Here is a 17,852-nt window from a genome sequence, read left to right on the forward strand (position 1 = left end):
AAAAGAATGAGGGATTAAAAATGAGATTGAATACGGTTTTATTGCTGACTTGTTCTATCGTCATGTGGGGATGCCAAACCTCTTCAAGTATAGTGGGTGAAGAGACGGCTTCATATTTAGAAGCAGATGTCGCTCAGCTTGTTGATAGGGTAATCTTAGCTCCTGAAGGTTTATCGCTTAAGAAGGATAATATTCAGTATCAATATGGACAAGCCGACCTCAATGGTGATGGCAGCAAAGAGCTGTTGGTGTTACTAGATAGTTCCTGGTTTTGTGGCAGTGGCGGATGTACCGCTTACCTGTTAAGTGCGCAAGGAAATGTGCTGTCAAGAATGACGGTAGTGCGTACTCCTATACTGGTCGACAACAAGGTAACTAATGATTGGAAAGATCTTATCGTTTGGAGTAATGGCTCCTATAGACGTATGCAGTTCAATGGTACTCACTATCCGAGCAATCCCTCTATCGAACCTAAGTTAAGCCGAGATTCTCAGTGGAAAAATGCAGAAAAAAAAGTCAAAGAAACTGAGCTGTATCAACAGGACGGTTATGACTTAGCTCAAGTTGAACAGAGTGATATTTTGGCCCCGGCTTCTGAGTATCGATTCAGTTTCAAGCATTATGGTGATCCTATGTTCCACTACTATGCTGTGGTCAACATGTTGGACGACACGGTGAATATTATTACCGAAGAGAAGAGTGACAACACGTTATAGCTCAATGGTGAATAAAATATTAATGTTCACTTTATTAGTGAAAGGTTGATTTTGCTCATGATTATTCCATCGTCAATACATTTGTTTCGTGAACTGTTAGTGCGATAAAGATATAATTATCAATATAGATGTATTGATCTTAGATGTGAATTAGGGATGAAAATGAATATTCCACGCTATCTTACTCTGTTTGCTACAACTATTTTTCTATTATTGATGACGACAAGAGTTTATGCCGAGTCCATTGCTAGTTATCCACAAGGGTGGGAAGATTGGCCAATCGTTAAGGAGTCCATGAACTTGCCTGCTGATACTGTCTTACCCCCAGATGCATCATTGTTTATACAAGAGTCGGTGAGCGCTTATAGCTGGATTAATGACGGTAATGGTTCTCCGTTAACGATTAGAGTCAATCCAGAAAAGCTAGAACAATACAAACAACATGGTCCCTATACTGACGGGCCGACAGTTGTTGCTGTCTCTGAAGTGCAGGGCATTATTTGGGTAACTGAGCATTTTGATGGATTAGCAATATATGGCAGTTACGATCGAAATGGTAAAGACATTAGCTCAATGCATCCTAGCTTAGAGCCTGCTTTTTGTGAAAACTGCCATACTACTTATCAAGATATATGTAAGAACGGAACTTGTGCAGAACCAGTATTAGACACCTATAAAAAGAAGAATTAGCCGTTGCGAAATAAATTGTTTGGCAGGCTAACCATTAATCAAATGCTATTTTTATCGCATTTAGGGCTGGTTTTATCAATTATCTTTGGTTTATCCGTTGCTCGTTTTCACAGTGAGTGGAACAGCAAAATTGAACATCTGGCTGCGCTCTCTGCCAGCCACCTCTCTCCATATGTTACTTTCCTTTCTGGTTCTGTTGCTGGGCGAAATTATGCCAACTTATTGATGGCTTCAACGTCCGATAATTTAAAAGCGATTCCTAATCTTAAGTTTGTTCAGGTGTCTGGTCATAGCGATTATCAAAATCAACCAGTTAGTGTTCGTTACTCGTTGAATGATAATAAAGTTTGGCGAATGGATGTGATGCCTAATGAGATTGTTCAGCTTTCTGATAAGTTAAAGCAGTTAAAAGCTGAGTTAGACAATACTGCTAATGAACAACATATTCATCGTAAGAAAATCAGTTACTTAATTAATAAAGTTGAGCTTGAGTTGCGAGCGTTAACTGAAAGTGTTTCTCTTCAATCGCTTGCTATTCCTAATAGACCAGAGTCCTGGGGAGACAATTACTACATTCTAGATGAGAAGCAAGATTTATTGCATATTGTTATTGAACTGAGAAACGTTAATAAAGGTGAAGTATGGGCAGTTATAGACGCCAAACCGCTAGATTCTATTCAGACAGCATTGTTGAATGATGTAGTAAAAGAAGCGGCATTGGCTCTACTTATATCGAGTCTGTTGATCTACTTAGTGACTAACTGGCTTGTTCGTCCTTTAAAGCGACTGGCGGCATCAATGAAAGGAGATATTGAAAAAATAGATAAGTCCATGATTCCAGAAATTCAGAGAGTGGATGAAATCGGTGATCTTGCGCGATCATACTCTAGCTTAATTACCAGAATTAAAAACCAGTTGAAAGTACTGCATAATCAAACAGAAACAGATCCTTTAACAGGGTTAGGCTCTCGCTATAAATATAAAAAATATGCTTTGCCTTTGATGAAAGAGAGGTTGCAAGCGGGAGAGTGTGTCTATTTTGTTCTCTGTGATATCGATTATTTTAAACGGTTTAATGATACCTATGGGCATACAGAAGGTGATAATGTTCTGACTGCCGTTGCCAATGCGATGAACGATAATCTTTTCCCCCACGAACTAGGTTGTCGTTTAGGAGGAGAGGAGTTTATTTTTATCATGTCTGATAAAGATGAATCGGCACTAAATAAGAGAATACAAGCGCTTCACCAAAGTGTTACGGATCTAAACATTCATCATGTATCTAATCCTCCACATAATGTAGTGACTATATCTGCAGGGGCGGTTCCTGTACATGTTGTGCATTCTGCAGAAGATGAAGAGTTAAATGAGCATGCGTTAGGTGTGCTATTTTTAATGGTGGATCAGCGTCTTTACAAAGCAAAAGGAGAAGGCCGAAATTTAATATTGTTTGACAAGTCAACCGCTCAAGAAGAGTACCTTCAACTTCAAAAAATAAAGTCGAATCAAGCTTAACAGTAAGAGAATCCGATAAAGTGGCTGTAAAAAAGGTCACTGACTCAGTGACCTTAAATCAACAACGTTAGTGGTTACACCTTTTCGATTTTTACCGGTGTACCATGACGAGCAGTGGAACCAAATGTAGAGTCTCGATACAAACTTGCCCCCTTTCTTGTTGGGTCAACAGCATTAAACTCATTCACCGCCATTCCACCTCTTCGTTGTGATATAGCAGACAAAGTTTTACCATCAATCGTGATATCGCTGGCACCAAATGCGGTATGACCAAAACCAAGTGGCACCACAATGGCTCCCTCCGCTACGGTTTTGTCTGCTTGAACCACGCCTTGTATATATTTACCTTTTGGTGACGTCACTCTTGCTATGTCGCCGCTTTTCAATCCGTATTTTTGAGCATCTTTTTCATGCATTTGGATATAATTTTCAGCACCTAAAGCCGTAATACTTTTCAGGTTTACCGAGTAGGGGCTGCGAAGTTGATGCTTAAACGTTGAAAAGTAGAATGGATACTCTTCTTCACTCCAAAGATCGCGAATAGCAGTACCATCCCAGAAGCGTTGTTTATCGAACACGGGTAATCCATCCAAATATTCGCCTGAATGGAAGTTGGTTACATGTGCTAAGCCTTCGTTGTATACCTGAAATTGTGCATCCCAACGCATCATTTCATTAAAGAACTCTCCTTCATAGCGACTTTCAACAGAGTAATGTCGGCCACCTCGTGTAAAGAGGAACATGGTTGGCCCAATTTCCTTGCTCTTTAGGCGCGACTTTAAAAGCGGGTAGATACGGTCGACACTGGTAAAGCTGACATCTTCTTCTGTTGGTATTGGTAGTGCACCATCGCTGTGGGCTAAGTTCGCTAGCACAGGAATGTAATAGTCTTCCGGGGTATGTAATGACTGTTTCTCTCCTTGAGCATCTTTAAACGCGTTTTCACCAAAGCCATTAAGTTCGACCTGTTTAGCGATATCAATTAAAAATTGCTCCATGCAAACTCGGTTACCTTCAGCATTTAACGGGGTTCTTGGTGTGATGATAGGGAAAGAGACCACATCACCCATTAGTTCGCTTCCCCACTGGCGGGAGGCTCCCCACTGCTCGTATTGAGCCAAGTCAGGTACAAAGTAGTCTGCGTAAATATTGGTTTCATTAAAATAAGGATCAGAGGCGATAATCAGTCCTAACTGCTTAGGATCTTTTATGGACTCTTCTACTTGATCTTTTAATCCAGAGCAGGCGTAAAGAGGATTATTTGCCCAAGCAATCCATGCTTTGAACTGAAATGGATTGGCATTAGCATGAGCGAGCAGTAGCTCTCCGGCATTGTCCTGAATAAAGGTTTCGTTCCATGGCATATCGGATGGAAATGGATTTTTGCCTTGCTTAACTTTTTCTTTGTATTCATGACTTTGGCGATAATCACCAGAGCGCTCTGCATTAAAACCGTCTATATGGGCATGTTCAAACGCCATTAAATCGTAAAGCGGGGAGGTATTTTCGTAACCCATGCTACCGGTATGAAGCATTCCCCCTTTCGCATTGTGGGCACCAACTAAGGTTGCCAGCATTATCATGGCGAAAGCAAACTGTCCGCCATCACTGGCGTTGCACCCTGTATTGGTTTCAATGGAGACACGTCGGCCATGAGCACTGAACTCATTAGCCAATTGGATAATTTTATCCACGGGTATTTGACACTCTTGTGAATAATCATCTAAAGAGTGCTCATTGACTCGTTGTGTTAGTAGAGAAAAAGCCGTTGCAACGTCGATCTTTTTACCATCTTTGTCGATAACTTGGCCTTTAAAGTTAATATCGCAAGCGCCATCATGGTTCGAGGTGAGTAACGTCTGACTGCTCTCATCAATGACCATTTTTGTCTCACTATCTCCAACACCACAGCTTTCAGCCGTAAGAAACCTTCGATAGAGCGGATGCTTGCTGTCTGTAACGACCAGATAAGGGGCATTGGTGTAGTTAATTTCACCAGACTTCTCTGCGCCTTGTTGGCTGCACGACGATAAATAGCGTTTGTTGTATCGTTTACTGTTGATGATGTGCTGCATCATTGCATGCATCAATGCGGTATCACCGCTTGGACGAATTGGAATCCATTCTCCCTGTCCTGGGGTGGATGAGCTGGTTAATGAACGTAAAATCGGATCAATGACCACATAGCTAAAATTTGGATTTTCAGTTCTAGCATCGGCTAAGCGTCTGGATGCAGAGTTGAGACTAATTCCGCTTAGTCCCGGATTTGTGCCGATAAAGATAGCAAACTCACAATGTTCGAAATCCGTTGTTGGCAGAGCGCCACTATTGGCGCCGTCTTCAACACCAAGCGCACATCCAGCAACTTGTTGGTGGCCGCAATATGAATCTTTATTTCCTATATTGGGTGTTCCCCAAGCGGCTTCAGAGAAGCGTTTGTAAAAATTCCATCGGGCAGGATCTTCTGAACAGCCCGTCATTAATAACTGATTTTTGCTTGGACCGAAATCAGGGTAGGCTGAGTTCGCAAGATTTTCGTTGCGGTAAATGTCCGCTAAACCTTCTACATTGCCCTCACCAAATAGGTCTCCGCCATTAACGACTTCATCTATTAATTGTTCGTAAGGGATCGATTTCCACTGATTGTCACCACGTTTACCAACACGCTTTAAGCATTGGGTTACTCGACGAGAATCGGTGACCGCATCGGGAACCGCATTCCCTCTACCGCAAAGCGTTGATCGGTTCTGGTTGCCATTTTCAGCCATAAGTTGTGACATGGCTTGTTGTGGTGGCACCTCCATTGGGGTTGGGTTGCCAGCTTGAGTAGATAGGGCATAAGGATTTCCACATACCCGTATAATTTCATCTGTCTCGTTATCAATACGGATGCGTGCACCACACACGTTGTAACAGCCAAAACATTTAGTAAATGCAAAACGTTGCTTGGGGTTATTAACCAGCCTGTTGTCTGGCCCGATAAGAAACTCTGGCTCAGCACTTAATGGGGCATATCGACTGATGTTGTGATCGTTGCTGTTAGTAGATGCAGAAACAGCAGAGCTTACTCCGCCAGATATGGTCGCTGCTACACCCGATTTTAAAAATTGTCTACGGTCCATAATTAACGCTGCCATGTTAGTGCTGAATTAAGGTTATAAGGGAGGTCACTCTGCTGTTGGGTTAAACCAATATAAAAAACATTGGGTTGCGTATTCTTGTCTGACTGCAATACCAAGGCTTCATGTTCTGTCAGCAGTTTCGATATGTCGCTACTTGCATCATTTAAATCGCCAAAAGTGCGTGCGCCACCGGTGCATGTTTCAACACATGCAGGCAAAAAGCCTTTCGAGGTGCGTTGAATACAAAAGTTACACTTATCAACGGTATCGGTTTTACTGTTGGTAAATCGAACTCCTTCATAAGGGCAGGTATAAACACAGAAACTGCAATTGATACAACCAGTGGAGTCAACAACGACAATGCCATCTTCTTCACGCTTAAAGGTTGCCCCTGTCGGGCATACTTTTGTGCATACTGGGTTTTCACATTGATTGCACAGTAGAGGAATATTTAAGGTATATTCCTTACCATTAATCGCCGTGCTGCTTTGCAATACTTGGGTTCTATTCTCATCGGGTTCTGTGCCATTCTCTCGACCACATGCCGTCACACAAGCTTTGCAGCCATTGCAGCGGCGAAGGTCTATAACCATAGCCAGTCGTTTTTTCTCTTTTTTGGATTTGTCTGCCATTACCGATGCTAATACAGGAGATGCAGATACCAGTGATACTGTGGTTCCGCCAGCTAGGAGCTGAATCGCTTTACGTCTATCCATCTGATATTCGCCCTTATTTATCGTTGTTTAATGTTTTGTACCAGCGGTTATGGTGCTGTTTTGCCCAGTTTTTATCGCACTTTCCAGAAAGCATATTGCTTAAGCCACCTTCAGAAATAATGGTTGCCATAAAAATATGAACAACGGCAAAAGCGCCAATGACTATGGCGGAAAGAATGTGTATAGAAATAACAAAAGGAGCATTATTAAAAGAGGGGGATAACTCAGGAAAAAATAACATTACTCCCGTAAAAGAAAGCAGAACGACATTAATGGCAAATACCCAAAACCAAAGTTTCTCGCCACCATTTGCAAATCCAGCATCAGGATGTTGTTTGGTGCCAAAATTAATGTAACCACCTGCCTTTTTAAACCAATCTATATCGTATGATTTAAATGTTTGGTTTTTCCACCATAAAGCAATCATTAATAAGGCACCAATGATAAATGGAAAGGCTGCTATTTCATGAAGTGTAGATGCGATGTGAACAGCACTACTCCAACTGTCACTTCCTGGTGAAAATATTACCTTTGAAGAGCCAATGAAAATACCGCTTAAGATTAGAGTGATACATGGTATCGCTCCTAGCCAGTGTATGATGACACTCTTTATAGACCAACGTTGTATCTCAATGCCACTAAAGCCGTCATCTAGTTTTGAGCTACCATTGATTAGTACAAATAGCCCCATAACTATTGCTACTAATACGACACTGGCAATTAACAACCATGGTAAGAGGGTATGGCTAGATAATATATCTAACCATAAAGAGGATTGATTCATATTAAACCTTCACTACTTTTAAATATGTCAAATTAAAACTTGATAGAAATATTAATTCCCATAAGTTACTAGTGGTAACATGTATTTTGTCAAAGGTTACCACTAGTAACTTTAGCGTTTTGTGAAGTGAGCAATGTTTTGAAAATATGACTTGCGAGTCTCTGTATTGACTATTTGATAATGAGGTATTCTTTGATTTTAATCATGACTGAAACTTTTACTTTAGATCATTTATGCGATCTAAGAGTGCATGAGTAAATCATTAGACATGAGCAATAAATGGTGGCGACATGAGACAGAAATGAGGTTAATAGCAGTCTATTGAGCAAGGCGCTCAATTCCGTATCTTGGGGGAGACTGGCTATAGATATTAACGCTGAATGATCTGTATAACTTGTTGTTCTAAATAAGGTAGTGCTAGATCACGCGGTATTTGTTGAGAGACGACGGCTGCTCCGATGGATTCGATGATACCGTAAACTGCGATTAGCTTAAGCCGGTTTTGATTACTGCTGCCAGTGACTGGAAGCTGGAAAATGTCAGAATACGCATTAACAAAGAAATCTTGAATCTCTTTAGATAGTTCTGAATTATGAGGGTAACCTTTTAATGCCGCTACTGTTAGATCATAGATCTCCGCATTGATGAGCATGCAATCAAGATAGGAGTTACATAATAAAGAGACCACCCCAGTTAATGATTGCTCACCGGACTCTCTAGCCAATTGAATGGACTCAATTAAGCGGTTATCAATATTTTGATAGATCTGTTTAAGAAGGTTCTCTTTGGTTTTAAAATGATTGTAAGCTACAGGTTTAGTGACCCCTGCTTCTTCTGCCACCATAGCTAAAGTGAGTGCGTCTGCTCCTTTGTTTTTTATTATTGAAACAGCAACAGAGAGTAGCTGTTCTCTTCTATCACTTTTCAGCATGCGTTTTGACATAGTTCTCTCTGAGGTAATCACAGTTATTGTGACGCTTTATTCATCACATTGATGTTAATCCGGGCCGATCAACCATTTAGTGCTATGAGTATACTTTTGCTCTCTTTATCTGACCAGATAATTAGTCAACTTGATGCGTTTCTATGCGGCTCAACAGACTCTAGTTTAACTATAGAGGAAAACAAAAAAGGGCTAGCCATTGTGGCTAACCCTAGTTGGCTACGTTTTAAAGATTAGTTAAGTCGACGGTTGCTCCACCGCTGTTGTTTCATCTTTATCCGCTGTCGGTGTTTTGCCCGTTTTACGTTTGTATTTCTCTTCCCAGTAATCAGCACCTTTAATGCCTAGTTTAACGGGGTTGAAAGTAAAGTCAGTCACACCTTGCTTTTGTTGTTCTTCGTAATCTTTAAGAGCTTTAATCGCTGGCTTAGACATAAAGAAGATAATGATGATACCTGTAATGTTCAACCAAGCCATCAAACCTACACCCACATCACCCATTGCCCAAGCAAGGTTAGCTGTCTTAACGGTGCCATAAAATACCGCTGTCATAAGGACTAACTTGAGTATAAACATGAGACCGTTAACTTTAAATGTACGGCGAATGTAGGCAATGTTTGTTTCTGCAATATAGTAGTAAGCCAGAATGGTAGTAAACGCAAAGAAGAATAGCGCAACAGCGATAAACGGTTTACCAATGCCCGGTAGCGCGCTCTCTATTGCAAGCTGAGTAAATACTGGACCATTTGCGCCAATATCTGCTGATAAGTTCTGAACTAAGAATGCACCTTCGGCACCACCGTGTACATTGTATGCACCAGTAATTAAGATCATGAAGGCGGTTGCAGAACAAACGAGTAGCGTATCAATATAAATTGAGAATGACTGTACTAGACCTTGCTGTGCAGGGTGATCAACACTTGCTGCTGCGGCAGCGTGTGGGCCTGTACCTTGACCTGCTTCATTAGAGTAAACACCACGCTTAACACCCCAACCGATTGCTGCACCAAAACCCGCCATTGGAGTAAATGCATCAGATAAGATCATGGAGAAGATACGTGGTACTTCACCAATGTTAAGTAAGATAATAACGAAAGCTGTGATGATATAGGCAAGAGCCATAAATGGCACAACAATCTGAGTGAAGTTAGCAATACGCTTAACACCACCAAAAATGATAAAGCCAAGAATAATGGAAACAACTGTACCAGTGAAAATTTTAGCGAAACTGAATGTACCGATGGCTGTTTCTATCATTGCGCCCGAACCAAATGCAGCCTCAACAGCATTACCGATACTGTTTGACTGAACACCCGGAAGAAGGATACCGCAAGCGAAAATAGTGGAGATAGCAAAGATCCATGCGTACCACTTCTGTCCCATCGCTTTTTCAATATAGTAAGCAGGGCCCCCGCGGAATTCGCCTTCATCTTCTTCTTTATATATTTGTGCCAGTGTAGATTCTGCATATGCTGTTGCGGCACCAAAGAAGGCGACCACCCACATCCAAAATACTGCACCAGGACCACCAAAGCCAATCGCGGCTGCTACACCAGCAATGTTACCCGTACCTACACGGCCTGATAATGAAACGGCTAATGCTTGGAATGAGGAGATCCCTTTTGCGGAACTTTTTCCTGAAAGTAGCAAGCGCCACATTTCAAAGAAATGACGAACTTGGACAAAACGAGTAAGAATCGAGTAGAACAGACCAGCGCCAAGGCACAAATAGATAAGTACCGGGCTCCAGATAATCCCATTCAAAAAATCAACTATAGACTGCATGTAATTTTCCCTGTTTGTATGAATGTAATGATTACTTTGTAGGCGGCATGTTATCTGGTTTGTAATGCAAATGTTAATTAAAAGTATCATTTAGATCGGCATTGCGTGACTCTGTACACAAAATATCAAATAGGAAGAGGATATTAGAACAGATGGTGGTCGTTGATATTGTTAATAGCGAATTAGTTAGGTATAGCGATTGATATTAGTGATTACTAAAGTAGCTGGTGACGTTACTTTTATGGGGTTAACTCTATCTTACTGTTTGAATGCACAATTGGCTGATAATTAACTTGTTGTAAGTTATATTGTTTTTTTAACTAAATTTATAATTAGATGAAAATGTCTGTTTGAAGCTCTCTTTTATAATTCGCTAGTATAATGTTCTGTATCAACTTGCTTAATTGAACAATAGCTCGAATAACTATGCAATCTTTTGGCTTTTTTTTGCAAGGCTGGTGGTTGCGTATGGCTTAGCATAAAGTTAAGGATATGTAGTTATTATTGTTTGTAAATTTGAGATCTATCAAATAGTTAAATGTAACTTACTTCAGGGGGTTGCCTTACAGAGCCTTTAATAATAGGTTGTTTTTAGAATAATTATATTTAAATAAATGATCGTGATTAGTTTGTTATTCTAGCAATTTTGACTGCTGGTTATAAGAAGCGATTTAAGGTCATATGTATTGGTATGTGTCAGTGATTGCTTATAATAATATGTGCAATGTCTAGGTGTTAATTTGTTTAAAACAAATATTGTTAGCTATAGAAGTAAGGTGATAGTTCAGATCGCGTTGATCTTTATTCTTGTCATGCTGATGGCGTGGTTAGGTGCATTATTTTCGGCAAAACGTCATGCGGAAGTTGGTGCAAAGAAAGCGCTGGAGAATATAGAGTCACACTTTGATGCTGTCATTGATGAATTGTCTCCTTTACTGTTGCCATCAGAACAGAGAGTTTATTGTTCGAATGTTCTGACTGAGTTAAGGCAGTATGTTTTTCGCTCAGATACCCTAAAAGAAATTGGACTTTTTGACGATCGCGGAAACGTATATTGCAATAGCAATAGAGGGGTCGTTTCTTTTTATTTGTACCAAACAATTTTGGATAGATTGCAGCTCGATAACGTAACTCTTTCCTATACCAAAACCAAATTAAGTCAGCAAAAAAGCGTTGTATTGCTGTTTACTGGCGCTTCAGGAAATGGCATTAGTGTAGTTATCCCTCCTCGTTATATTCTTAGAATAGTTGAATCGACCTTAAATCAACCATCATTGAATTATAACGTTAGTATTATTTCTCGACATTTAGTAGAAGAGAATCAACAGAAGTGGTTACAGAGTTACCGCTTTCGATCGGAGAGATACCCTTTAGAAGTCGTTGCAAATACTAGCTTAGATTATTATATCCATTATTTTTTAAGCTTAGCTTGGATCGGTATTGTAGTCGCAAGTGTCTTGTCGGTTATCTTACTCTACCGAAGACAAGATAAGTTCACACAGAATAGTTTAGAAGCTTCATTGCAAGAGGCGATAAAAAACGACTATTTTGATATTCATTATCAACCTATTACTAACGTTCTTGATCAGCAAACGATAGGCTGTGAGGCGTTGTTGCGTTGGAATGATCCTGTACAAGGTACAATTGCGCCCAATATATTCATTCCATTGGCGGAAAAGGTAGGATTAATCGAACAGCTTAGTAATCTGGTTATCGCTAAAACCTGCTCGTTTATTGATAAAAATCACGCCTTATTCAGCGATAAATATATTAGTGTCAATATTAGTCGCTCGGTCATTTTGAAACACTCATTTATGCAAAAATTGCTGGCGTTTTTAGAACAGGTTCCGCATTTAACTCCGCATCTTGTTTTTGAAATCACAGAAGATAATAATTTTTCTACGCAAGAATTGGTGGTGTTGAAACAGCATCTCGATGCCATATCGAGCCATGGAATTAAAATTGCTGTTGATGATTTTGGAACGGGTTATTCAGGGTTAGATTTTATCCGTCAATACCCATTTCAGTTTGTCAAAATAGATCGGGTATTTATTAAGAGTTTATATGACGATTCAAATGTCATTCCTCTGTTGGAATCAATGTTAATAATTGCTAATAATCTTAACATGAAGGTTATTGTTGAAGGTGTAGAAGAGCAATATCAACTGCAAATTCTACAAAGAATCGGTTTTACTTATATTCAAGGCTTTTACTTTGCCAAACCATTACCTGACGCTGAGCTCTTGAGTTACCTTAGCGAGAAGCCACAAATTAAATAATGTTGCTCGCGGAGAAAAAACCGCCAGAGCTTGTGTTGAAGCTAGAATGGCTAGGGATTCGATATTGGTTGAATTATCCGTGATTGCAGCGCAATAGTGAATTAGTGGCCGCGAGATAAACTTGTTATCATAGCGGCACTTTTCAATATGACGGTGAGTTATTTATGATCTGGCGGACTGTGTTACTGTTTCTTTCTTATTGGATATTAGCGGCTCATTTTTTGCGCTACGACGGTATTTTCTCGACCGCAATTGTTGCCTCGATACCTCTGTTAATCATTATTCGCCACAGGATGGTTGTCTATCTATTGCAGGCGGGATTACTTGTTGCTGTGGTTGCAGTCTGGATTCCAACGACCATAAATATTGCTCAGTTTAGAATATCAATGGGGGATCCTTGGTTAAGGATGTCGCTTATTATGTCTGGAGTTATGCTGTTTAACCTAATTACCGTTTGGAGCATGTCGACGTTTTATAAAAAGTAGAACTGTAGGTAGAAAGCTTTGGTAAATTAGAGCGTAGAACGATCTATTTGCGAGAGAGTGGCTTTAATGTTCGACACATTTAAAACGCGCACCATTCTCTTTCTCTGTCTGAAGTATTCTTGTTATCCGTACTCATTAATTTCCCCTTCTCACTTATCTTATTCTGAATAACTTCTATATAAAACAACATGGTACCTATGGTGATGTTGCTCGCAACTAAGGGTGTAACTTTAGTCTTTAGATGTTTGTTAGAAGCACATCACAGTAACTTTATTTTCGTATGAGCATTATATGTTCGATTTTGTTTTCGAGTGAGTGTTTTTTTGCTCTCGAAAAAGAGGATATCTAGGGTTAATCAACCTAGAAATGGCTATTATTTTTGCTGTTTAGATCGTGATTTTTAGTAGAGATGGTTTTGGTAATGTTGGCTCGTATTTGAGTTTTCTGGTGGTAATACGCCAGCTTGTTTAGTGATTGGCAGAGAAATAATGGATGAGGTTTTAATCAGTGAAATCTATTTTGTGTGCGAATTAAAAGGGATAACAATGAAAAAGCAACTTCTTACTACACTTATTTTAGCAACATTAGCCGCTCCAGCATTGGCAAATGAAGACAAACTTGTGATTGCTCATCGTGGTGCGAGCGGGTATTTGCCGGAACATACTTTAGAAGCTTACTCATCTGCGTATTTTATGGGGGCAGATTATATTGAACAAGATGTTGTCATGACGAAGGACAACAGGCTGGTGGTATTACACGATCACACTTTAGATAGAACCACAGATGTGATGAAGAGATATCCAGATCGCTACCGAGTAATTGATGGAGTAAAACGTTGGTTTGCTATCGATTTTACTTTAGATGAAATCAAGACTCTGCGCGTCACTGAAGGCTTTAAAATTCCGGATAACTCAGATGCCGATCAGGTTCAGGATCTTTCTAAAGCTGGTTACCCTGAGCGATTCCCTCTATGGAAATCTAACTTTGAAGTGGCTACGTTTGAAGAAGCCATTGAGTTAATTCAAGGGTTGAATAAGTCGACAAAAGGCAATGTCGGTATCTATCCTGAAATTAAAGCGCCTTGGTTACATAGAAAAGAAGGCAAAGATATATCTAAAGCGGTATTAGAAACATTAAAAGCGTATGGCTATGACGATAAAGATGACAAAGTGTATGTGCAATGTTTTGATCCTATTGAAACTAAGCGTATTGCTCAAGTATTGATGCCTGCTATGAATATTGACCTTAAAGTTGTGCAGTTACTGGCTGAGACCAGTTGGAATGAAACCATGGTTGTCGACGATAAGGGTAACGTAACACCATATAATTATGACTGGATGTTCAAAACAGGAGCGATGGCTGAAGTTGCAAAATATGCTGATGGTATCGGTCCATGGAAGCCTATGTTAGTGGATGATAAGTCAAGCTATGACAATATTATTGTTAAACCATTGATGACAGAAGCCAAGGCTGCTGGGTTACAGGTTCATCCATATACTTTCCGTAGCGATAAAGGACGCATCGCCCCCTATGCTAAGGACTTCGACGATATGTTGAATGTGTTTTATTACAAAGTGGGTGTAGACGGTGTCTTTACCGATTTCACCGATAAAGCAGTCAAGTTTTTAGCTGACAAGTAACACTCTAGCGTTCATCAATTGCAAACCAGCGTGGGTAGTTTTCATGCTGGTTTTTGTTTATAAATCACACTCTCACCTCAGTAGTAGAGGATTGTTTTAACATCGATCATTTAGATGATATTTGCCGCTATACAAGATTAATCGAGCTAGGTAGTATGCGAGCTCTTACTACAGTCAGATAATAGCCTCGTCAGTATGGATAATGAAATTACAGCAAACAAGACTCTTTTATTGCAGCGGTATGCCTCGGTAGCGGATGGTATTGCTCTGCTATTTTCCGATTATGTGGAAGTGATTATTCATGATTTACACAGTCAGAGTGTTGTGCATATAGCCAATAACATATCAAAACGAAAAATTGGTGATCCTTCTTCGTTAGACGATGTGAATTTTGAGCAGACTGAAACGGTTATTGGGCCATATGAAAAGCTAAATTGGGATGGAAAAACAATCTGTTCTACCAGTATAGTACTGCGTAATGATGATGATATTCCCATTGGCATGTTGTGTATCAATATGAGTACAGGGCCCATTCAAGCGGCTCAGGATGCACTGGCATTATTGCTCCCTATTAAAAAGTTGATCCCGCAACCTGAAAAACTCTTCCATGATGATTGGCAAGACAAAGTAAATAGTTTTACTCATAGCTGGTTAACGTCTAAGAAATTAACCATTGCATCCTTGTCTCGTCAAGAGAAGAGAGAGTTAGTCGAAGCTCTATATGATAAAGGCGCGTTTAATGGCAAAAGCTCGGCGGATTATATTGCTAGTGTATTAAGTATGGGACGTGCAACTGTGTTTAATTATCTGCGAGAAATAAAACAGTCTCGTGGTGGTGGCCGTTAGCAACAACGAGTTTTTCTATCGGTTTCGTTAAAGTAAACAATCCCCAAGTAACATGACACGTCACTTGGGGATTTTATTATATTCATTCCACTAAACTATCTAGGGTCCGTTGAATCTATGACTGTTGTTCTGCAAGGAACTCGGAGACTTTCTCTAACCCTTCAACCAATACTTTAGGGTTGTTGGCGTAGCCAATTCGAACATAGCCTTCCATTTCTAATACGCTACCTGGGGTAAACATTACGCCTTTTGACTCAAGTAACTGGACGCAAAACTCTCGGCTAGTCATAGGGAGATGATATTTGAGTAGAGCAACAGTACCCGATTTCGGTTTAACGTAGCTGATTAATGGCTCATTTTCGATCCATTTGTCTAGTACCTCACGGTTGGTATTACAAATATCACGGCCTCTTTGCAGAATTTTATCGCGACACTCTAGTGCGATAGAGGCAAAGTGGTCATCCAACATACCAACACTTATGGTGTTGTAATCTCGGTGAATGGTTACTGCATGGATAACATCTACAGGAGCGGCGATCCAGCCTAGTCGAAGACCCGCAAGGGAGAAACTTTTTGACATACTGGCAGTACTGATGCCTTTTTCATATAAGTCAGCAATAGACGCTGTGAATCCGTCACCTTCGGCATCGGTACCTCTGTACACTTCATCACAAAGCAGATAAGCATCACAAGCGCGTGCTATATCGACCACTTTCAGTAAAAACTCTTCTTCCATTAACGCCCCTGTAGGATTGTTAGGGTTGTTGATGGTAATTAATTTTGTGTTGCTGTTTGTGGCCTGCTGCAACTCTTCTAAGTCAGGCAGAAACTGATTTTCTTCTTTCAGTTTTACTATTTGTACGTCTGCACCATAGCTTTCTGGAATTGAGTAATGTTGTTGATAGGTGGGTAGAACGGATACCACTCTATCTCCCGGTTCCACCAAGGTTTCGTGTATGAGCGCATTGGCACCAATCGCTCCATGAGTGATAAGAATGTTGTCTCTTTTTTGCTGACGGTAAATTTGGGTAATGTTATCTCTTAGTCTGTCCGAACCTTCAATTGCGCCATAGGTGAGCTTCATTGGTAGCAGTTCATCGAGAATCACGTCTCGTTTACCTGCCATATCTAACAACTGCTCAACGGTTAATGACTCAACGCAAGTCTCTGCTAAATTATAGAGACAGGTGTTTTCGTACTCATTCATCCAAATTTCAACGCCAAATTCTTTAATTTTCATCGTGGTTCCTTAAATATTATTTGTTATTTTTTGTTGCTAACTGCCAAATCCCATGGGCAATGGCAACATCTTCAAGGCCCAAACCAATAGAACGGAAAAATACAGGTTTATCATAATCGGGTAATGGGCAACGTTTTGCTACTAGATCCGCAAGATCGCCAATAATTGCAGTTTGATCCCACTGATGTTCTTCTACTGCTAGGCGCATTTCACCTGCACTATTCGGAGTGGTTAGCTTGTAGTCACAATAAACATCAGCAGTGGTTAGCATGGCTGGTGGTACTTCATGGGCATTAACGGCATTGGTGCTAATCGAAGTAACGAGCGCAGACGATGGTATTTGCTGCTCAGTGACGACGGGATTAGCCGATGATGTACATAGCATAATGACATCGGCGTTTTCTGTCGCTTCGCTTGATGAGGTAACAATAGTGATTCGATCATCCATTGCCGAAATATCTTGTTTTCGTTGTATGTCTTGTTGCAATTCAGGTGCATATATTCTTATTTGCTGCCATTCCCTCAATGGTAGTACATGCTTTAAATGTGCCATGGCAACATTACCGGCCCCAATTAGGGTGAGATGTGTACTGTCATGTTTAGCTAGGTAATCAATCGCTAATGCTGTTGTTCCGGCGGTTCGTTCAACGGTTAATTGTCCTGAATCACATAGCAATAAAGGAAGTCCTGTCTGCATTGACATGAGTTGAGTCCATGCCGTGATGATAGGTGCTTGCTCGGTAACAATATATGGTGACAATTTGGCACCGAAAACCTGTTTATCTGCGAGTACACCAAGATAGGTAATGAAGTCGCCTTTGTTGTCAGGAAATGGCGTTAGAGTTTGGCTTGGCTGAATGGCATTACCTTCAGCTAGAGATAAAAATAAGCTCTCCATTAACTCTGTTACGTTTAATTGCGCAGTAAGTGCGTCAATATCATGCTGATTAAGCACTATAGGTGTGTCTGTTTTTTTGATTTTATCGGTCATTTTCTGATCACTTTTCGATACTTGGTAGTACAGAGTATACTTTTTAGTATAAATTATACTGTGAGGTATTCTTGGTTTTAGACAGAATGACGAATAAGGC

Annotated in this window: 14 protein-coding genes; 7 read left to right on the forward strand and 7 right to left on the reverse strand. The window is 40.3% G+C overall.

Features of this window, described 5'->3' with window-relative positions; all coding sequences use genetic code 11:
• Positions 1-20 precede the first annotated feature (20 nt).
• The 3 genes from CHJ_RS01800 (at position 21) to CHJ_RS01810 (ending at position 2,921) form a co-directional block, all read left to right on the forward strand.
• The gene (locus CHJ_RS01800) at positions 21-716 is read left to right on the forward strand and encodes a hypothetical protein (RefSeq protein WP_317916717.1); all 696 of its coding nucleotides are present in this window, start codon (positions 21-23) and stop codon (positions 714-716) included.
• Between the two features lie 216 nt (positions 717-932).
• Complete coding sequence (locus CHJ_RS01805) at positions 933-1,406, forward strand: hypothetical protein (protein WP_411861554.1); 474 nt, start codon at positions 933-935, stop codon at positions 1,404-1,406.
• A 3-nt stretch (positions 1,407-1,409) separates the two neighbouring features.
• Complete coding sequence (locus CHJ_RS01810; RefSeq protein WP_317916719.1) at positions 1,410-2,921, forward strand: sensor domain-containing diguanylate cyclase; 1,512 nt, start codon at positions 1,410-1,412, stop codon at positions 2,919-2,921.
• Between the two features lie 74 nt (positions 2,922-2,995).
• Here CHJ_RS01810 and CHJ_RS01815 read toward each other — a convergent pair whose 3' ends face one another.
• The 5 genes from CHJ_RS01815 to CHJ_RS01835 all read right to left on the reverse strand — a co-directional run bounded on the left by CHJ_RS01815 (position 2,996) and on the right by CHJ_RS01835 (position 10,271).
• A complete protein-coding gene (locus tag CHJ_RS01815) occupies positions 2,996-6,043 on the reverse strand; it encodes a tetrathionate reductase subunit A (RefSeq protein ID WP_317916720.1) in 3,048 nt (1,015 codons plus the stop codon).
• Positions 6,044-6,045: 2 nt separating this feature from the next.
• On the reverse strand, positions 6,046-6,759 hold the full coding sequence (locus tag CHJ_RS01820; protein ID WP_317916721.1) for a 4Fe-4S dicluster domain-containing protein: 714 nt from the start codon (positions 6,757-6,759) through the stop codon (positions 6,046-6,048).
• 13 nt (positions 6,760-6,772) lie between these two features.
• Positions 6,773-7,543 (reverse strand): formate dehydrogenase subunit gamma, encoded by a 771-nt coding sequence (locus CHJ_RS01825; RefSeq protein ID WP_317916722.1) that lies wholly within the window; start codon positions 7,541-7,543, stop codon positions 6,773-6,775.
• 370 nt (positions 7,544-7,913) lie between these two features.
• Entirely contained in the window at positions 7,914-8,486 is a 573-nt protein-coding gene (locus CHJ_RS01830) for a TetR/AcrR family transcriptional regulator (RefSeq protein WP_317916723.1), read from the reverse strand.
• Positions 8,487-8,723: 237 nt separating this feature from the next.
• Positions 8,724-10,271: an alanine/glycine:cation symporter family protein gene (locus CHJ_RS01835; protein WP_317916724.1), complete on the reverse strand. Its 1,548-nt coding sequence runs from the start codon at positions 10,269-10,271 to the stop codon at positions 8,724-8,726.
• A 740-nt stretch (positions 10,272-11,011) separates the two neighbouring features.
• Between CHJ_RS01835 and CHJ_RS01840 the strand changes: the two genes are divergently transcribed.
• From CHJ_RS01840 to CHJ_RS01855, 4 genes are all read left to right on the forward strand, one after another.
• On the forward strand, positions 11,012-12,550 hold the full coding sequence (locus tag CHJ_RS01840) for an EAL domain-containing protein (protein WP_317916725.1): 1,539 nt from the start codon (positions 11,012-11,014) through the stop codon (positions 12,548-12,550).
• 164 nt (positions 12,551-12,714) lie between these two features.
• Positions 12,715-13,035: a hypothetical protein gene (locus CHJ_RS01845; RefSeq protein ID WP_317916726.1), complete on the forward strand. Its 321-nt coding sequence runs from the start codon at positions 12,715-12,717 to the stop codon at positions 13,033-13,035.
• A gap of 545 nt (positions 13,036-13,580) precedes the next feature.
• Positions 13,581-14,675 (forward strand): glycerophosphodiester phosphodiesterase, encoded by a 1,095-nt coding sequence (gene glpQ, locus CHJ_RS01850; RefSeq protein WP_317916727.1) that lies wholly within the window; start codon positions 13,581-13,583, stop codon positions 14,673-14,675.
• A 195-nt stretch (positions 14,676-14,870) separates the two neighbouring features.
• Positions 14,871-15,521, forward strand: coding sequence for a transcriptional regulator (locus tag CHJ_RS01855; RefSeq protein ID WP_317916728.1), 651 nt, complete (start codon positions 14,871-14,873; stop codon positions 15,519-15,521).
• Positions 15,522-15,636: 115 nt separating this feature from the next.
• Here the strand turns inward: CHJ_RS01855 and CHJ_RS01860 are convergent, their stop codons facing one another.
• Both CHJ_RS01860 and CHJ_RS01865 read right to left on the reverse strand, forming a co-directional pair.
• The gene (locus CHJ_RS01860) at positions 15,637-16,761 is read right to left on the reverse strand and encodes an aminotransferase (RefSeq protein ID WP_171752339.1); all 1,125 of its coding nucleotides are present in this window, start codon (positions 16,759-16,761) and stop codon (positions 15,637-15,639) included.
• A gap of 16 nt (positions 16,762-16,777) precedes the next feature.
• On the reverse strand, positions 16,778-17,752 hold the full coding sequence (locus tag CHJ_RS01865; protein ID WP_317916729.1) for an ornithine cyclodeaminase family protein: 975 nt from the start codon (positions 17,750-17,752) through the stop codon (positions 16,778-16,780).
• Positions 17,753-17,852 lie beyond the last annotated feature (100 nt).

This window comes from Vibrio sp. MACH09, from assembly GCF_033238805.1.
Taxonomy (GTDB): Bacteria; Pseudomonadota; Gammaproteobacteria; order Enterobacterales; family Vibrionaceae; genus Vibrio.

What these genes read in the sequence shown, in the direction of transcription:
- CHJ_RS01800 (WP_317916717.1), top strand. Translation starts at nt 21, where the DNA reads ATGAGATTGAATACGGTTTTATTGCTGACTTGTTCTATCGTCATGTGG.
- CHJ_RS01805 (WP_411861554.1), top strand. Translation starts at nt 933, where the DNA reads ATGACGACAAGAGTTTATGCCGAGTCCATTGCTAGTTATCCACAAGGG.
- CHJ_RS01815 (WP_317916720.1), bottom strand. Translation starts at nt 6,043, where the DNA reads ATGGACCGTAGACAATTTTTAAAATCGGGTGTAGCAGCGACCATATCT.
- CHJ_RS01820 (WP_317916721.1), bottom strand. Translation starts at nt 6,759, where the DNA reads ATGGATAGACGTAAAGCGATTCAGCTCCTAGCTGGCGGAACCACAGTA.
- CHJ_RS01825 (WP_317916722.1), bottom strand. Translation starts at nt 7,543, where the DNA reads ATGAATCAATCCTCTTTATGGTTAGATATATTATCTAGCCATACCCTC.
- CHJ_RS01830 (WP_317916723.1), bottom strand. Translation starts at nt 8,486, where the DNA reads ATGTCAAAACGCATGCTGAAAAGTGATAGAAGAGAACAGCTACTCTCT.
- CHJ_RS01835 (WP_317916724.1), bottom strand. Translation starts at nt 10,271, where the DNA reads ATGCAGTCTATAGTTGATTTTTTGAATGGGATTATCTGGAGCCCGGTA.
- CHJ_RS01845 (WP_317916726.1), top strand. Translation starts at nt 12,715, where the DNA reads ATGATCTGGCGGACTGTGTTACTGTTTCTTTCTTATTGGATATTAGCG.
- glpQ (WP_317916727.1), top strand. Translation starts at nt 13,581, where the DNA reads ATGAAAAAGCAACTTCTTACTACACTTATTTTAGCAACATTAGCCGCT.
- CHJ_RS01855 (WP_317916728.1), top strand. Translation starts at nt 14,871, where the DNA reads ATGGATAATGAAATTACAGCAAACAAGACTCTTTTATTGCAGCGGTAT.
- CHJ_RS01860 (WP_171752339.1), bottom strand. Translation starts at nt 16,761, where the DNA reads ATGAAAATTAAAGAATTTGGCGTTGAAATTTGGATGAATGAGTACGAA.
- CHJ_RS01865 (WP_317916729.1), bottom strand. Translation starts at nt 17,752, where the DNA reads ATGACCGATAAAATCAAAAAAACAGACACACCTATAGTGCTTAATCAG.